This is a genomic window from Butyrivibrio sp. XBB1001 (genome assembly GCF_000424505.1).
GTDB lineage: Bacteria > Bacillota > Clostridia > Lachnospirales > Lachnospiraceae > Butyrivibrio.
Genome location: NZ_AUKA01000008.1, coordinates 76,272 through 92,427, shown reverse-complemented (window position 1 = coordinate 92,427; position 16,156 = coordinate 76,272). Strand labels below are relative to the sequence as shown.

15 protein-coding genes are annotated in these 16,156 nt (G+C 39.2%); 11 read left to right on the top strand and 4 right to left on the bottom strand.

Features of this window, described 5'->3' with window-relative positions:
• Positions 1 to 21 precede the first annotated feature (21 nt).
• The 5 genes from G631_RS0108965 (at position 22) to G631_RS0108940 (ending at position 4,673) form a co-directional block, all read left to right on the top strand.
• Complete coding sequence (locus tag G631_RS0108965) at positions 22 to 1,029, top strand: helix-turn-helix transcriptional regulator (RefSeq protein ID WP_026489160.1); 1,008 nt, start codon at positions 22 to 24, stop codon at positions 1,027 to 1,029.
• Between the two features lie 20 nt (positions 1,030 to 1,049).
• Positions 1,050 to 1,277, top strand: a complete 228-nt coding sequence (locus G631_RS0108960) for a hypothetical protein (protein ID WP_026489159.1) — start codon at positions 1,050 to 1,052, stop codon at positions 1,275 to 1,277.
• Between the two features lie 160 nt (positions 1,278 to 1,437).
• Positions 1,438 to 3,507, top strand: coding sequence for an AAA family ATPase (locus tag G631_RS20220; RefSeq protein WP_051197084.1), 2,070 nt, complete (start codon positions 1,438 to 1,440; stop codon positions 3,505 to 3,507).
• A gap of 46 nt (positions 3,508 to 3,553) precedes the next feature.
• Positions 3,554 to 4,165, top strand: coding sequence for a hypothetical protein (locus G631_RS0108945; protein ID WP_026489158.1), 612 nt, complete (start codon positions 3,554 to 3,556; stop codon positions 4,163 to 4,165).
• Between the two features lie 61 nt (positions 4,166 to 4,226).
• A complete protein-coding gene (locus G631_RS0108940; protein ID WP_026489157.1) occupies positions 4,227 to 4,673 on the top strand; it encodes a flavodoxin domain-containing protein in 447 nt (148 codons plus the stop codon).
• A 79-nt stretch (positions 4,674 to 4,752) separates the two neighbouring features.
• Here G631_RS0108940 and G631_RS0108935 read toward each other — a convergent pair whose 3' ends face one another.
• Positions 4,753 to 5,406 (bottom strand): hypothetical protein, encoded by a 654-nt coding sequence (locus G631_RS0108935; RefSeq protein ID WP_026489156.1) that lies wholly within the window; start codon positions 5,404 to 5,406, stop codon positions 4,753 to 4,755.
• A 424-nt stretch (positions 5,407 to 5,830) separates the two neighbouring features.
• Between G631_RS0108935 and G631_RS0108930 the strand changes: the two genes are divergently transcribed.
• The 3 genes from G631_RS0108930 (at position 5,831) to G631_RS0108920 (ending at position 9,337) form a co-directional block, all read left to right on the top strand.
• Positions 5,831 to 6,511 (top strand): zinc ribbon domain-containing protein, encoded by a 681-nt coding sequence (locus tag G631_RS0108930; protein ID WP_026489155.1) that lies wholly within the window; start codon positions 5,831 to 5,833, stop codon positions 6,509 to 6,511.
• 1 nt (position 6,512) lies between these two features.
• Entirely contained in the window at positions 6,513 to 7,871 is a 1,359-nt protein-coding gene (locus G631_RS0108925; RefSeq protein ID WP_026489154.1) for a zinc ribbon domain-containing protein, read from the top strand.
• Between the two features lie 68 nt (positions 7,872 to 7,939).
• Positions 7,940 to 9,337, top strand: a complete 1,398-nt coding sequence (locus G631_RS0108920; protein WP_026489153.1) for a hypothetical protein — start codon at positions 7,940 to 7,942, stop codon at positions 9,335 to 9,337.
• 179 nt (positions 9,338 to 9,516) lie between these two features.
• Here the strand turns inward: G631_RS0108920 and G631_RS0108915 are convergent, their stop codons facing one another.
• Together G631_RS0108915 and G631_RS0108910 are read right to left on the bottom strand one after the other, a co-directional pair.
• Positions 9,517 to 9,900 (bottom strand): type II toxin-antitoxin system death-on-curing family toxin, encoded by a 384-nt coding sequence (locus tag G631_RS0108915; protein ID WP_026489152.1) that lies wholly within the window; start codon positions 9,898 to 9,900, stop codon positions 9,517 to 9,519.
• On the bottom strand, positions 9,897 to 10,139 hold the full coding sequence (locus G631_RS0108910) for a type II toxin-antitoxin system Phd/YefM family antitoxin (protein WP_026489151.1): 243 nt from the start codon (positions 10,137 to 10,139) through the stop codon (positions 9,897 to 9,899). The genes G631_RS0108915 and G631_RS0108910 overlap by 4 nt, the downstream gene beginning before the upstream one ends.
• A 256-nt stretch (positions 10,140 to 10,395) precedes the next feature.
• On the opposite strand from G631_RS0108910, the gene G631_RS20215 reads away from it, so the two are divergent.
• Positions 10,396 to 13,455 carry a hypothetical protein gene (locus tag G631_RS20215; RefSeq protein WP_026489150.1) on the top strand — a complete coding sequence of 1,020 codons (3,060 nt, stop codon included), beginning with the start codon at positions 10,396 to 10,398 and terminating at the stop codon, positions 13,453 to 13,455.
• Positions 13,456 to 13,510: 55 nt separating this feature from the next.
• Here G631_RS20215 and G631_RS0108900 read toward each other — a convergent pair whose 3' ends face one another.
• Positions 13,511 to 14,020, bottom strand: a complete 510-nt coding sequence (locus G631_RS0108900) for a hypothetical protein (RefSeq protein WP_026489149.1) — start codon at positions 14,018 to 14,020, stop codon at positions 13,511 to 13,513.
• 164 nt (positions 14,021 to 14,184) lie between these two features.
• Here G631_RS0108900 and G631_RS0108895 point away from each other — a divergent pair, with 164 nt between their 5' ends.
• Both G631_RS0108895 and G631_RS20930 read left to right on the top strand, forming a co-directional pair.
• Complete coding sequence (locus G631_RS0108895; RefSeq protein WP_026489148.1) at positions 14,185 to 15,870, top strand: hypothetical protein; 1,686 nt, start codon at positions 14,185 to 14,187, stop codon at positions 15,868 to 15,870.
• Between the two features lie 104 nt (positions 15,871 to 15,974).
• Entirely contained in the window at positions 15,975 to 16,148 is a 174-nt protein-coding gene (locus tag G631_RS20930) for a hypothetical protein (protein ID WP_155833904.1), read from the top strand.
• The last annotated feature ends 8 nt before the right edge of the window (positions 16,149 to 16,156 follow it).

The window sequence follows — 16,156 nt, the reverse complement described above, 5'->3', positions numbered from 1 at the left end:
GAAAAACTTTGGGAGATTGTCATGATCAAGGTATATGGAACTGAAACCAAAAAGATGCTGAATCTACTTATATTGGATGTGCTTCGGCGATATTCTGATGCGGATCATCCCTTGACGCAGCAGGCAATCATCAGGATTCTCAGATCTGACTATGGAGTTGAGAAGATTGACCGCCGTTCTGTGAAGGCGAATGTCCTGTCTTTGGTGGATATGGGCTATGAGATATCCATGGAAGAGGGGAATGGTTATTATCTTATAAGCAGAGAGTTTGAGGATGCTGAGCTACGCCTACTCATTGATTCTGTACTCTTTTCTAAGACCATTTCAGATGCTTATGCTAAAAGACTTATCGAAAAGCTGAAGTCCTTTGGCAATATATACTTTGATATGCGTGTTTCTCATGTTAAGCCGACGCCGACTATGAACCGCACTGATAATAAGCAGGTTCTGTACAACGTCAGCGCCATTGACGAGGCAATTGATAATAAGAAAAAGATCTCTTTTCACTACTGTAAGTATGGTCTGGATTTCAAGATGCATGACCTTGGCAGGAACTATGTGGTAAATCCATATCAGATGGTGGCTTCCGCAGGGCATTATTACCTTTTAGGAAACCTCGATAAATACGATGATATCGCCTATTACAGAATCGATAAGATGACAAACGTGATGATCCTTGATGAGAAGGTCAAGCCGCAAAAGGATGTAAAGGGTCTCGAAGGGCAGCTTAATCTTTCTAAGCACATGGCAGAACACATCTATATGTTCTGCGGTGAGACGCTGAATGTAACGTTAAAGACCACTCCTAATATGATGGATGTACTTGTAGACTGGTTTGGCAAGGATTTCAAGATCCTAAAAAGCACTGAAGATGATCTGGAAATTATGGTAAGAAGTAATGAGAACGCCATTTTCTGCTGGGCCCTTCAGTACGGACCATACGTGGAAGTATTATCTCCGCCAAGTCTAAGAGAAGAACTGGCAAAAGAGATCAAGAAGATGAGCCAAAAGTACGGTAAGAAAGTTTAATAAGACAGGAGGAAAGGCATATGTGGACAGATGAATTTAGGCTGATTGATAATGAAGGTAATGAGAGATCGAAGAAACAAATATTTGGATATATATGGAGTGCATTTAATGAGATTAAGAGCACTGAAGAGATAACATACCCATGGAAGGTAACCTCTGAAATAGCTAAGGATGATTTTATTATTGATGAGAACACCACACAACAGGACTGGCGAGATTATGCTGAATGGTGTGCGAGACTGCAATGATATGCCTTGCGTGGCGGAGAAACCACCAATTAAATCAAGTATTAAGTGATCCGGAAGAGCCTCGAAAAGGGGCTCTTTTAATGTGCAAATTTTTGTACCACCCCTTTGATACTATGAAGGTGAAAAGAAGGAAAAGCGTGATTCAGACGGAGGTACAAGGATGAATTTTTATAGTGCCATTGTAACTTATAAGGCTATGAGTCTTCCATTTGGCTGTGATGAGGAACGTAAGCTTACTTATACGCCATCCAGTGATGAAGAAAAACGATGCTTTAATACTAAGCTCAGGAATATGAACGGAATCTTCAGTAACAAAGATGGGCACGAAGATCCGTTTTCTCTTTTGGTGTACTCAGCCAGAGCAGAGGAACTGAAAGTCGTCTTTTCCATTGATCTTAATAAGTATTCAATGAAGAATTTTAAGAAGAAGATCACAGGCTATCTGACAGAGCACTTTGATGTTGACGATATTTCTTTTACCGAAGTTCGGGAGATAACCGTTCTTGAGTTTAACATAATGATCAACAAGGCTCCTTTTTATGAGCTGTTGAACAGTTCCTATGACACCATTTCTGAAATGGGGACTGATTACTTCAATGAAAGAGCCTTCAGCATAAAAGAAAAGCTGATGGACGGCAAAAAGTGGAGCCTTTCGAAAGCCAAAGAGGAAGCCACTAAGATACTGGCAGATAAGTCGTTGGTTGAGGAGATTGAGAGAATTTATTCTGACAGAAATGAAAAGAAATACTACGGAAATCCGGTGCACTATAAGGTTTCTGCGTCAAATATGGATTCAGCTAATGGGATGGTCGATGTTCTGGTCAACTCCTTAAGGTCAAACAACAGACTTCTTGGAAATAGAGTGAATAAGATCTATGAAATCACAGAGGGCTGTTACGACGAGGAGGAGTTCGTTCACACAGTTGATCATGCACAGGGCGGAGTTGTAGTGATAGACATGTCTGGGACGGAAGAAGACCATGGCAGCTATGCGTCAGCGTACCATGAAGTCATTCACTTTTTTGACAAGCAGATTGAAAAATATCAGGTAAATACACTGTTTATCTTTGTTGAGTTGACTGAAAATCCGGGGTTTTCAAGAGCCTTAATGAGCACGATTCAGGAGAATGTCGATATAGTCGAGCTAAGAGAAGGAACGGTAAATCGCGACCTTGCTGCTGATTTTATTAAGAAACAGATGAAGGAAAAGGGAATGAAGGTCACTGATGCTGATATTGACGTAGCGTTGCCTGATAAGCAGCTCTTTTCCGTAGGAGAGGCATACTCAACAATCAACAAGATCTATAAGGACAGCCTCAAAAAGATGCATTACCTGGCTTATGAAAAGGTCAACTACTATGACGTCAAGGAGAAGAAGTGTGAGATCGAGCCATATAAAGAGCTTATGGGAATGATCGGCCTCACAGAGGTCAAGAAGACTGTTAATGACATTTTGAATTCTGCAAAGGTCAGAAAGATCAGAAGCGATATGGGAATGGACAACTACAAGCCTTCTATGCACATGATCTTTACCGGAAATCCGGGCACTGCTAAGACGACGGTTGCTAGGCTGCTGGCAGACATCTTATATAAGGAAGAAGTGATGGATGGTAATAGGTTCGTTGAGTGTGGACGTGCGGATCTTGTAGGAAAGTATGTAGGCTGGACAGCTAAGACCGTGAGGGCTAAGTTCAGGGAGGCAAAGGGAGGCATTCTTTTCATCGATGAGGCTTATGCGTTGGTTGATGACAGCAACAGCTTTGGCGACGAGGCCATAAATACCATAGTGCAGGAGATGGAGAATCACAGGGATGATGTTATCGTGATCTTTGCCGGATATCCTGAGAAGATGAAGGCTTTTCTGGATAAGAATGAAGGCTTGAGAAGCAGAATAGCGTTTCATATTGATTTCCCAGATTATAAGGCTGAGGAACTGGGTCAGATTCTGGACCTTATGGCAGGTAAGAAGGGATATTCTCTTGCGGATGGTGCAGCAGATAAGTGCATGGAGATATTCCGTAATGCATCTCAGAAGAAGGAATTTGGTAATGGAAGGTTTGTAAGAACACTTCTTGAGCAGGCTGAGATGGCTCAGGCTGGAAGAATAATGATGGAGAATGCAGGAAAACAGATTGATAGAGAGGCTCTTAAGGTGTTGAAGGCAGAGGATTTTGAAGTCAATGCCGGAAAGGTCGGCAAGGAAGAGAAGAAGATTGGATTTAGCGTGTAAGGTTGCCTATGGAAGATGGTATCATAGAAATATGGAGGGATATACTATGGCTAGAAAGATAGAAGAGCTCAGAAATGTAATTGCTGCCAGTGATAGGGACAGTTATGAATTACTCCTTAGGAGGCTTCGAGACAAGGAGGATATCACTGTGGCGGGGCATTTAATGGAATTGTTTTACGATGGTGTTCCTAAGCATGGAATTATTGGAACAATTGAAGATCTCGCCAATTCTATGGGTGTTACATCGATGGCAGATTTTAATGACTACTCAGTTTTTTATCCGTCGGATAGACCTCTGCGAGAGCGCATGGATATGCCGGTGTGGTTATATGTTTGTACCGGGAAGAAGCGCCTTGGCGATGTTATGCAGGAAATGCTTAATTCCGCGCATCTGATTCCACGGCCTCGTAATCGATATGAACGCAAGACGGTCATTTTACTTACGGACAAGTGGAGTGACAGGGTCTTTAAGGGTAAAGAGCTGAGCTTTATCAGAAGTGCATGCCATTATGAAATAAACTATTACTTTATTGCTGCATCTGAGTACGGGCTTTATCAGGTACCTTTTTTGCCAAGTACTTTCAGTGAATCAGTTGTTGATGATTTCCGTGATGATGAGATTATATGCGAGGATGGCAGACCGAATGTGTTTATGTAGATACTTGGAACTATGATATGGTATCATATACCTATCGTTTTTCAGGAGAGTGAAAAGAGTTTTGAGTAGTTGCATTATCTATTATTCCAAGCACCATGAGAATACAAAGAAGCTTGTTGATGCCATTAAGGCAGAACATCCAGAGGTTGATCTTATTGATGTGACGCAGAAGCGCGAGCAGGATCTTCATGGATATGATGTAATCGGTTTTGCCAGCGGTATTTACTATGGAGAGTTCGCTGAGCAGGTTTTAAACTTCGCCCGGGTAAACCTTCCACCACAGAAAAAGGTCTTTTTCATGGCCACATGTGGTAATCCAATGAAGAGCTATTTCAAGGAAATTAGCAAAATCGCAGCTGATAAGCAGTGTGTAGAAGTTGGAAAATATCTCTGTAAAGGCTTTGACAGCTTTGGGCCTTTCAAGCTTGTCGGTGGAATTCAGAAGGGGCATCCTACGGATGAAGAGATAATGAGTGCGGTAGAGTTTTATAATAGTATTGTTTTATAGAGAGCATAAGTGTGGGCGGTGCGTTGGAACGTACCGCCCATTATACATGTAAAAGGATGTGCTTTAATTGTTCGTATGATTATTTGTAATTACCAAGCTGATTTGTGAGTTCTTCATATAAAGGTTTTTCACACAGCAAATATGCAACTATACCGCTATAATACTTGGCAATAGATTCATCAGTATACTCTGGAGCACTGCTTGGTATAGATGCTGCCATTTGCGATAAGTATGTTTTCGTTATTTGTAAATTATCATAGTCTCCACATAATTCAGCTGCTTGTGCATATATTGCTTTGGCATTTGCCAATGCAGGCGCAACAGTTGTTGCAGCAGCGTATCTTTCTGCTTTTGATCCCTTCTCAAATTTTGCTAATATCTTGTTCGGTTTAGCTTCGATGCTTGCAGCGTTATACACTAAGCCTGAAATATCCATGAGGGTTTGCTTACTACAGTTCCCAGCACTTTTTGCCGGAGGTGTAGCTGCGCCAGCTGAATCAGTTGCGTATGGTAATCGACCTTCTGCTTTGCCATAATTTAGATAATGTTCATAAAGTGTGCTTTCATTGCTTCCGAGAGCGGCTACAACATCAGGATTGTTTTTAGCATAAAACTCTGCGTCGAAAATGCCGCCATCGGGCATTGTTTTAGGGGCAGCTAATGCTGATAAGCTAATGACATTGAAACATAAAAATACTAAAAGAAGTGTACTTACGTTTCTGATTACTCTCATATGATGTTTTCTCCTATCTTTTTGAATTATTTAAGGTGGAACAAGCGATATTCTTTAGAAGAAAACTTACCATAAAAATATAAATTTAAAATAATACATAATAGAAAAAAATATAAAAAAAGAGGTATTAAGCATATAAATCGGAATGAAGATTTTGAAAATATAACAGGGATCTCCTGAAATGCTGATTATTGCTGCCTTTTAGGGAGAAATAAATATTCATATCTAAAAGTACAGTTGTTACATTATTTTAACGGCTAAGGTGAACAAATGTAACATAGGAAAAAATCTATTCCAAGATGAAATGGTTGGTTTGATGTGCTTTTTACCTATATTTAATCAATGTTTAATCGTATTTTTGAATGATAAATGATAGAATTAATACGCACAAAAGTAAGACTTTTAAATCTTTTGGAGGTGGATAGTGGCATTAATAATATGTCCCAAATGTAATCAGAACTATTCTGACAAAGCAAGAAGTTGTCCTCACTGTGGCTATAAAAAGAAGACTATATTACCATATGTTTTAGTTGCGTTAACTATACTGATAGTAGTTATATTCACAAGCGGATATTTTGTAAGGCAAAGAGTAAATGAACAAAAGATTGTAAAACAAGAAAAAATCCAAAACTATATAGATCAAATAGATACTGCATACACTGAAGCAAGGTTTGATGATATTGATAAGAACATCCAAGCCTTGGACAATCTTGGATATGATACGACTGAACTAAAGGTTGTTCTGGAATATGATAGAAGCGTTTATGACGATGCAGTAAAGTACTATACCACAATGAAGCGTGTCTGCGAAAATGTAAGAAAAGGGGAATATACTTCTTTAAAAGATGAATACTATGAACTGAAGAAAGTAACAGAAACATTTGATGGTTTAGAGGTTAACAGTAAATCTAGAATAGGGGCATGGATTAGCAATTATAGAAATAGTGGTGATTATATAGCATGGAAAGCATTTATTACTGGTGATTATATTGATTCTATAGAGATAACTAGTTTTACAGAGTTCCTGCCGGTAAGTATGTTAGAAACTGTTGCGGGACCATTATTAAAAAAGGAATTTCCAATAGCGATTAAGGAGGGAGTGTGAAATGGCAATCATTAAATGCCCAGAATGCGGTCAAGATGTTTCTGATATAGCGGCAGTTTGCGTGCATTGTGGATATCCGTTAAAAGCAGAAGAGAAAAAGATAGAGGAATCGAGACCAGAAGAAGTAAAAACTGAACTCACCTGTCCTGAGTGTGGGCAAGTCATTAAAGCAGAAGATGTTACCTGCCCGCAATGTGGTTTTCCACTAAAGAAGAATACAAAACCCAAAGGTATTACTCTTGCGATAGTAGGAGGTGCTGTAGCAATAGCTGTATGTGCTGTTGTGGCATTGCTATATTTGGGAAGTGGAGACCCAGTAGACAAGTATATTAAATATCTTGTAGCAAATGATTACGATAAGGCATTGACGCTTTACAATAAAAAGATTGTAGGAAAAAGTGAGCTTGAAACGGAATTAGAAAGTGAAATAAAGAGACTTTCTGATGCGATTTATGATGGTTACTTGAATGAGAGTATTTCCGAGGAACAAGCAAAGAAAACAATAAAAAGCTATGGAGAGTCACAATTATGCGCTGATTATGTAATGACTATTTCGAATAAAATTGATGGCTTAGCAACCTCGCGGGCAAATTATAAGAAGGCTGTTGAAGCTGAAGAGAGCAGCAATTTGCAGGAAGCTTATGATTTATATTCGAAAGTCATTAGCAATGATCCGAATTATGAGTCTGCTCAGGCGAAGGTAAAGAAGCTAGCGGAGAAGATTAAGGACATTTATGTCACACAGGCTGAGGACTTGATTAAAGAAAAGAAATTTGATGAGGCAATTGAGAAGATAGATGATGCAATTGCTATTGTTGGGAATACTACTGAATTAAGCAAGATTAAGGCATTATATGATGAAAAGAAATATGAACGAGACAGCGTTGATGTACGTAATGTGAAATTTGGTGATTCGATAGAGACAGTAAAGAAATACGAAAAATGCGAAATATTAGATGAAAGCGTTGATGGATTAGTTGTTGCAGATACTCTTGATGGAAATGATGTGTGGGTTTGTTACTTCTTTAATGAAGATGATCAACTATATATGGTGGTCTATTCAATAGAAGAAAGATTTTCAAACTATGATTTATATATCAGTGCTTATGACAATATTGTAGAGAAACTTGTTGCAAAGTATGGGAATGCAAGTAAAACAAACAATCAGCGTTCGTCAATGGCGAACTATTGTAGTTCTGAAGGTATGGCACTTCAGCTGGGTTATCTTGCTAAAGAGAGTTTATGGAATTTGGACGATATGATAATAAAGAGCAGATTATACTGTCCAAATGATTTGACATTTATCATTGGTTATCAAAGCACAAAGATACAAGCTTCACAGGGATCCGATGACTTGTAATTAATCGGTAAGTATTATGATACTGCAGCATTATGCTTATTGTTTAGCGGTTGAGTGGAGGGTTGAAAATGGCACTGTTTAATTGCCCCGAATGTGGTAATAGGATTTCTGATAAGGCTGATAGATGTCCACATTGTGGTGTGGATATGAAAACTATAAAGGTTCTTTTGGCAAAAAAAGACTCTGTGGCCTCATCTCAAAATAATGATGAAAAGAATAAATTAAATAGCATTCTATCACAGCCAGGACAAGAAAGCATATCTGAAAACAATACTGTCCCATACGGAAATAACTCGAACGGGGAGACAACACACACACACAGAAGCATTGACAAGAAAAAGATGGCTACTATGCTGATTGTAGTTGCGGTAGTAGCAGTTCTAATAGCGGGAGCGTTCCTGCTATCATACGCTAGAAGACCAGAAGTAGCTAAAAGGATATATGGCAAGGTTGGAATATGCATGGCACATAATTATCAACCGCCTACTTGCGTTTTGCCTTATGTTTGTAGCATATGTGGGAAGGAAAAAGGAGTCCCATTAGATCATGACTATCAAATGATATCCTCGAAGGATCCGTCGTGTACAGATAAAGGGGAGAAGATATACAAATGTACAAGATGCTCCGATCAGAAAATTACGGAAGAAGAAGCACTGGGACATGTTTTTTCAGGAGATCAAGAGGTCGTTGACGCAACATGTGAAGAAAATGGTCGAAGGATAAGTAAGTGTTCAAGGTGTGGAGAGTTGATTGAGGAGACAATACCAGCCAAGGGACATGATCTTACAGAGGCAACATGTACTACTCCTGCTCAATGCAAGAATTGCGGAAAAAGTGTTGGAAATGCGTTAGGGCATACAACAATTAATGGTGTATGTGATCGTTGCGGCGAGTATGTTTCTGAGCCCATTGAGTATTCTGGAAAAGGAGATAGCGTTATATCACATGTAAGCATTCCTGAGGGACTATATCAAGTCTACTTTACGAATGCAGGAAAATCTAATTTTATAATACATTTTTATGATGATAATGGATCTAGTGATGGTTGGATGAATGTTATAGGAGATTTCACAGGATATATTATTACCGAGGGGCCGGTTAATGACGGTATGATAGAAGTAAAATCGTCTGGCGATTGGACAATAACTATTGAGCAGATCCGAAATAATGGAACATCGAATATTCAAGGCACGGGTTATTGTGTAACACCATATTTTGAATTGGATGAAGGTAATTTAACAATTGATATAAATTATAAAGGTAGCAGTAATTTCATTACTCATATGTATGATGAAGATGGAAACCGTTATGGTATCACAAATGAAATAGGTGATTATTCTGGACAAAAAGTGTTTTCAAAGGGGAAAAAGGGAAAGAAGTATTGTTTGGTTGTTAAATCATATGGCGAGTGGTCTATTAACTTTGGTTTAACAGATAAGGTTACTTACATATCAAATAGTAAATAGAACGAAGCCTTTTGATAGCATGCTCAATTTGCCACTCTTGTAAATTGGCACTTTCAGGTACAATAACGCACCAAGGACTGCGAATATGTCATATATTACAGTTCTTGGTGCTTTTCTTTTTGAGTATTATGAGTAGCGCGGTTCGTAGTAGCAGTTCGCGTTTTTGTGAGACATCAACTTCATTGTTTGACCTGGTGACCAAGTACCCATTGCATAAGATCTTCATATTCTTTCTTACTTGCAGCAATATCAAGGATGATCTCGTAAAGCTCTTTCTGCGTGTATTGGAGCTCATTTCCGTTAAGTGCCAGGAAAACGAGCATGGTATGAGCGCCAATTCTTTTATTTCCGTCCTCCATGCAGTGGTTCTTGATGAGCCCATATCCTAATCGGGCAGCTTTTTCCTGGATGGTAGGGTACAGCTCTTTTCCATCAAAGGTCTGAAATGGATTTTCGAGAGCTGAGTCCAAGAGGTCATAATTCAAGACCTTGTCACTGCCTCCAGTCTGCTCGACGAGCTGCTTGTGCATCATGAGGATCTGTTTTTGAGTAAGTCTTTTCACTTTGAAAGTACCTCATAAGCTTCCTTGTTCTGTGCCATTAGCTTCTGAGAAATGGCAAGAACATCTTCATCAGAGGCTTCGCTATTCTCATCTGTCTTTCTTATATCTGTGATGAGAAAGCAGGGAGTATTATTCTTGAGAATAAGTGCTGCGCCTTTCTCCTCAACAAGTTTAGCTACTTTTGAAAAATTACGATTGGCTTCTGTGATGGAAACCATGATACTTGTATCTACTGTCATGGGAGGTACCTCTCTTTCTATGATTAAATTATAAATAAATAGTAGGTATAATTCAACCTATTATTTATATGTGACGGTGGGCTAATCATGGGAAATCAACGTTGTAGTCAATATAAATAATCATATTATTTGTAGAGAGGGTAATTATTTTTCTTTTAATTTTCATAAAAAGGAATGCACAAGATTGTCAATAAATGAAATAAAATTGCCGATAACCTTAATGGATTAGTATTTTTTTATTCAAAAGGTGAGGGTTATGACTGTTAAAAAGCATTCAAAGCTTTTCAGCTTACTTTTATGCATATTGATCTTTGTAGCACATTTTGATGCTATAACTGCAACCGCAGCACCGTTGGGCGATATTGATTCTTCCAAAATCATAGGCGCCATACAAAATACTGAGCAGGGCAATGTTCAGAAGTTTTATAGTAATTTGACTGGTGGAAGTACCGTCTATATAAGATCATTTAGAATAACAAATCTTGAAGCACCTACAAATGGTCGCTTACTCGACAATACTGCAACTATCGTAGCTGATAATGGAGTGAGCTGGGATATTCCAGTCATATGGGTAAATAAAGATGGCGATATCATTCATATTGCCATAGAAATAGATGATATTATTCGAAGTTATCCTATCTTTGTCTTTTACATGCCCAAGGGGTATTCTTTCATTTTTGGAGAAAAAGCAGGGTATAACATTGAGATGCCTGATTTTGTTGTTTCACTTATGCGACAAAACGGAGTGACTGCGTTATCTATCCCGGAGGCTGGCCGAACATATATATCTACACTATTACCTGAGACTACAGATTTTAAAATCAATGTGGAGTCTAATGTTGATTCATCGAGTACTACATCAGACGGTAACATGAGAGATCCGTATGATGATGGGAATCCCCCGGAAGCGCCAAAGGCGCCAGACAATCCCACGACCCCTGATGATCCTTCAGTACCAAATGATCCACCAGCACCAGATGACCCAACTATCCCGGATGTCCCGTCAGTGCCAGACGATCCCACTGTTCCAGATGATCCCGTTACGCCGGCTCCTATAAAACCCGATCCTACTCCACCAACAGATAACGAAAAAGCTCCTCCGGATTCAGGTCTTTCAGCTGCTGAAAAAGTTGTTGTTACCAATGCACATTGCGATGGAAATGTAATTGGTATTATTGGTGTTGAGAAATTGGCTGACTTAATTGTTTGGGTAAAGAAAACTTTGGAGCCAGAAGCTGTAAACCTTTTAGAAAGCAAATTCCCAGCATATGAAAAAGCGGTGAACAATGATGAGATAGGAAAAGATATTGGACTATACATTTTTTATGATGATTATGAAAACCCAAATGGTACGACGGAGGATTACAAAGATTTCCTGGCGACAGTCAATACTCAGTGGTGGTATTATCAGCCAGGCCTAGAGTATAGAGTTAATATCAATGCCAAGTACTTTTATGAAAAAGATGCTGCTGGTGATTGGCAGTTTGTTCCAGATAAAGCCTATTCTGATTTGGACAACACATTAGTTCATGAAATGATGCATGCCTACATGGACGATTATACAAGAGCCGGCATGACTGGAATACAGTATGACAAGGAGAATAATACCTATTATTATGAGGATAAAGGCGATACGACAGGTGTTTGCTATCCCCAATGGTTTGTGGAAGGTATTGCTTCGACTGTTACAAATAATTTCCAATTCAGATATGATAATTATCACTATGAAATGCAAGACGATAATGGAAATAAAATTGCAAATTATGGTTATAACTGGAGTAAAAATACATATGTGTCTGATGACTTAAAGTCAAACTACCAGTATTACTCACAAATGCAGCTTGATGATGATTCGTATTTTAGCAAATATGTGAGTGGATATTTAGCTTGCGCATATTTAGGGTATCTAGCTTCTGTTAGTAAGGGAAACAATGCCATTACTGGAAGTAGCGCTACAAACAATCTTAGGGTGGACAGTGAAGTTATTAGGGATGGTCTTAATGACGTTTTGACTAAGTTACATGAAGGAAAAACGCTTGATGATGTAATAAGGGAAATCTCAGGCAATGGCAGTTCGCAATACTCCGGGACTAAGGATTTTGAAGAGAAGTTCATTTCAGGAACGAATGATACCTCATTGGCGTTTTGCGTCGATCTCCTAAACTATCTGCAGAACTGTTCGTCTGGGACAGATATTGCAAATGGATCCATATTACTTGATTTTTCAGACACTAATACTGCTCAATTGCATCTATCTCTTTTGAATCAACCACAAGAAGCCTTTGTGCCGACCGACAGTAGAGACTTTGTTTATTCTACAGTTGATGAAAATGTCGCACTAAATGGAGGGGGGACATCCGAAAAAGGGATACTTACAAGCGGTAGTTCTTTGCAAATTGCTCAAAATGCAGAAATAGTTGCGGGCACAGTAGCAGCACAGACTTCGGCCAATGAAAAAAACATCGAGCAACCTGTTCTTGATGACTGTAATTCAGAGAGCAAAAAGGCACAATCTATTGCCGATGCCATTTCATTAGCAATTGAATCAAATGGCGCTACAGAGGAATACTCAAATAAAGCATGTGATATTGAAAGAGAAAATTCTGATTTAAGTATTGATTCCGAAAAAACATCGGAACAATTAGAAGCTAACAACAGCGCTGAGTATCCTCTTGATAATACACAATCAGTTGCTGATGCCATTTCATTAGCAATTACATTAGAGACTGCCTCAGCGACAGAGGAGGATAATATTGTAGATAAATCGGCTGTACAGGAACAAGACGTATCTGATAATAGTACTTCTTCAACAGATGTTGGAAGCCCATCTATTGCTTCTGACGAATGTAGCAATGAGAGTGACACGTTAGATGGTACTAATCCGTTGGACAGCGGCGAGTGCAAAGAAGATAATTGTGAGAGAGCTCAGAATGACGATTCTTCTCTATCTGAAACAGTAGCTGATATTGATGACAATGGATGTACTATCATAAGTTCAGATCCAGATGAATCTCATGACAAAAATGATGCTGAGCAAGAGCCAAAAGCTGAAAATAATTCAATACCAAACGAAGATCAATCTTCTCTGCCTGTTAGTGAAGATGTTCAAGATGAGGAAGTGGTTTATGAGGTATTACTGGAGCCAGAAACTGAACCGGAAGCTGAGCAGAATACTCTTATAATATCTGAAGCTCCTTCAGAAGAAGAGGAAAGCAAAGAGGATACCACTTCAAATGAAATTCTTGATGCAATTCCAGAACCTTCTACAGACGAGAACAATGACGAAACAGTAAATGATAACATTGATAGTGAGTAACTAAAATCCCCAAAGGATCAAAATGTTTGACCTTTGGGGATTTTTAGCATGAAGATTATTTAAAAGTAACTACATGATTTATTATGTAGAAATCATCGGTTTTCTCGTATGAGACCGAATAATCGAAGTTTGAATCAGCATGATTATTTGATTGATTAATGAAGTTTGTTTTGTACCATTCAGTGAAAACATCTTCAGAGATGTTTAATTTGAATGCAATAGTAGTACCTTTATGGTATTCATCACGTATTACTTCAATAAGCTTGTTATAATAGTCATCCAATGAATGGTATATATTTTCATCGATTAGTCCCAAATCTTTATTATCAACAAGTTCACTGGGTTCTTCTTCGTGACCTTCTATTTGCGCCAATAAACTATCGATATCAATGTCTGAGGCTTCTTCTGAACTATGGGCCACTTCTGCCTCGTTATTTGAAAAAGCATCTCTAATACCATAAAGTGCCTTTGCAAAAGGCGGACTAAATGCACTTATTAGGATAATCAAACACAATGCAATGATAATTCCTAATAGTGCATACATGACCTTTGAGATTGTTTTCATTACTCTTTCGCCTCCACAATCACAACGATAATATTCAATTTCTATTATAGACCAGATATACGGGAATAGCGTAAAGCTACTGCTGTATTTTAGAAATACGAATAGCTTGTACTGTGTGCTATTATAATGCTAGCTATTCGATGTATTCTGTGGAGAATGAAAAGATGAGGTTTAAGAGCATTTTATGCGTATTTGCTACGGTGTTGATGGTTTCAGCCTGTGGCAATACAAATGTTTCAAATGATAATGAGGCTGCTGATTCAGAGTCTGCCCAGTTGGAAGTTAGCGAGGCAAATGAAGAGGGAAGCCTTGAAATAGCCGAGGAGGTAGTTTCGATAGAGGTATCCGACGATGAGTTAAGGGAGTTTACAGCTCTTTTCAATACAGCAGAGTACAACGGGTTTCTGACAGAATCATTTAGCTCGCCGGAAGAGATCAACTGGGCAAGCGTCCTGGAGTTTGGCGCCGGGCTATCTGTAGAGGGCATTAGCGGAGAAGAGATTAGCGATTATCTGGAAGCAACCGACCAGAAAGAGCTTTATGGAGATCTTTTTGTAATAAGGAAGAAAGACTTTGAGGATTATGTTGCAAAGCACACTGGATTGAGCAGTATTCCGACAGATGCGCTTACATGGGATTATGTTGATAAACATGAGTCGTATTATAAGACGCACTGGGCAGCTTATCAGTCCACCTACACATGTGTATCCGGAGAAAAGAACGGCGACCACTATACGCTGAGGTTAAGGGTTAATTCCGAGGACCTTCCGGGATCTAATGCGGGAAAAAACTATGGCAAATGGGCTGACAGAGTTCTCACGCTTACAAAGACCGGTGAAAATGCGATGGTAGAGTCAAATGCCATCCAGTGGGATGACTATTGCGATGAAGAGCAGTCTTTTGAGGTGGAGCTTCCGCAGTTCGATGGTCCTGTGCGATTTATTACATACTCTGCAAACCCTGATGAATCGGACATTACTCTGGTTAAAGATGGAAAGTATTTGATGGATCTTTATACCTCGGTCTATACGGATGATGGCAATGGTTATTTGAACAAGATTCTTGCAATTGGATTCCTGGATCTAAACTGTGATGGCATGAAGGATATTGCCATCGTGGGAGACTCAGATTACGGCAAGCACGTACTGCTATATGAGGCTGTTTCTACAAAGTACTTATTTGAGTATTTCGCAGATTTGGATGAAAAAAAGATGGCGGAGTTGGGGGCAGAATTCACTATACCAAGTCTTAAGGATACGCTTCTTGGGGGTAATTCCGATGGTACGTTTGCAAGTTATAAGGAGTTATATGCTCAGCTTGCAAGGGTCTACCATGTAGCACGAGAGGGTTACAAGTATGACCTTATTTATGCAGATGATGACGATATACCTGAGCTTGTAATTGATGTTCCAGGCTATGGAGCATCTCTTTATGCTTACGAGAATGGTAAGGCGCATTGCCTGATGAACGACTGGGCTTATGGGGCTATGGGCAATGCCGGTTATTCATACATCCCTGGAACAGGAGTTTATTACAACGGAAATGCAGACCATGCCGGCGCAATATACTATGAGTCATACATGTCCAAGCGTGAAGAGGGTGAGCTTGCCACTGATTATTGGGTGAAGCACATAAACTTTAATGATCTTGATGGTGATGGCTGGCCTTCAGAAGATGAGCTGGAAGCATCTGGGGATTATGTTGGATCCTCAGAATACTATAACGAAACTGACAAAAAGATGACAGAAGATGAGGTAAAAGCAGTGATTGATCAATATAACAGTTATGAGATGAAGCCAATTACTGGTGTTATGGAGTATGAAGAGTTGCTTTCTGCTCTTGGAAAATGATATCCTTTGGAACTAAAGTGCCGGTTTCCCCAAAGTCAAGACGTTATTTCTTTTCCCTCAGATGATAAAATAAAAAAGGAATTTGTTGGAGGGGGAAGAGAATAATGAATCAGCTTGATAAGGAGATTACCGTAATCAGGGCGGAGGCCCAGTTTGATGGCATGGAGGCAAGAGAAATTGCGATGCCGGATTATGATGACCAGCCTTATGGCGATGATAACGTGTTGGTCAGGGCATCAAAAAGAAGGGCGTTTCTAGCGTCATCGTCGATGTTATAATTGAGGAG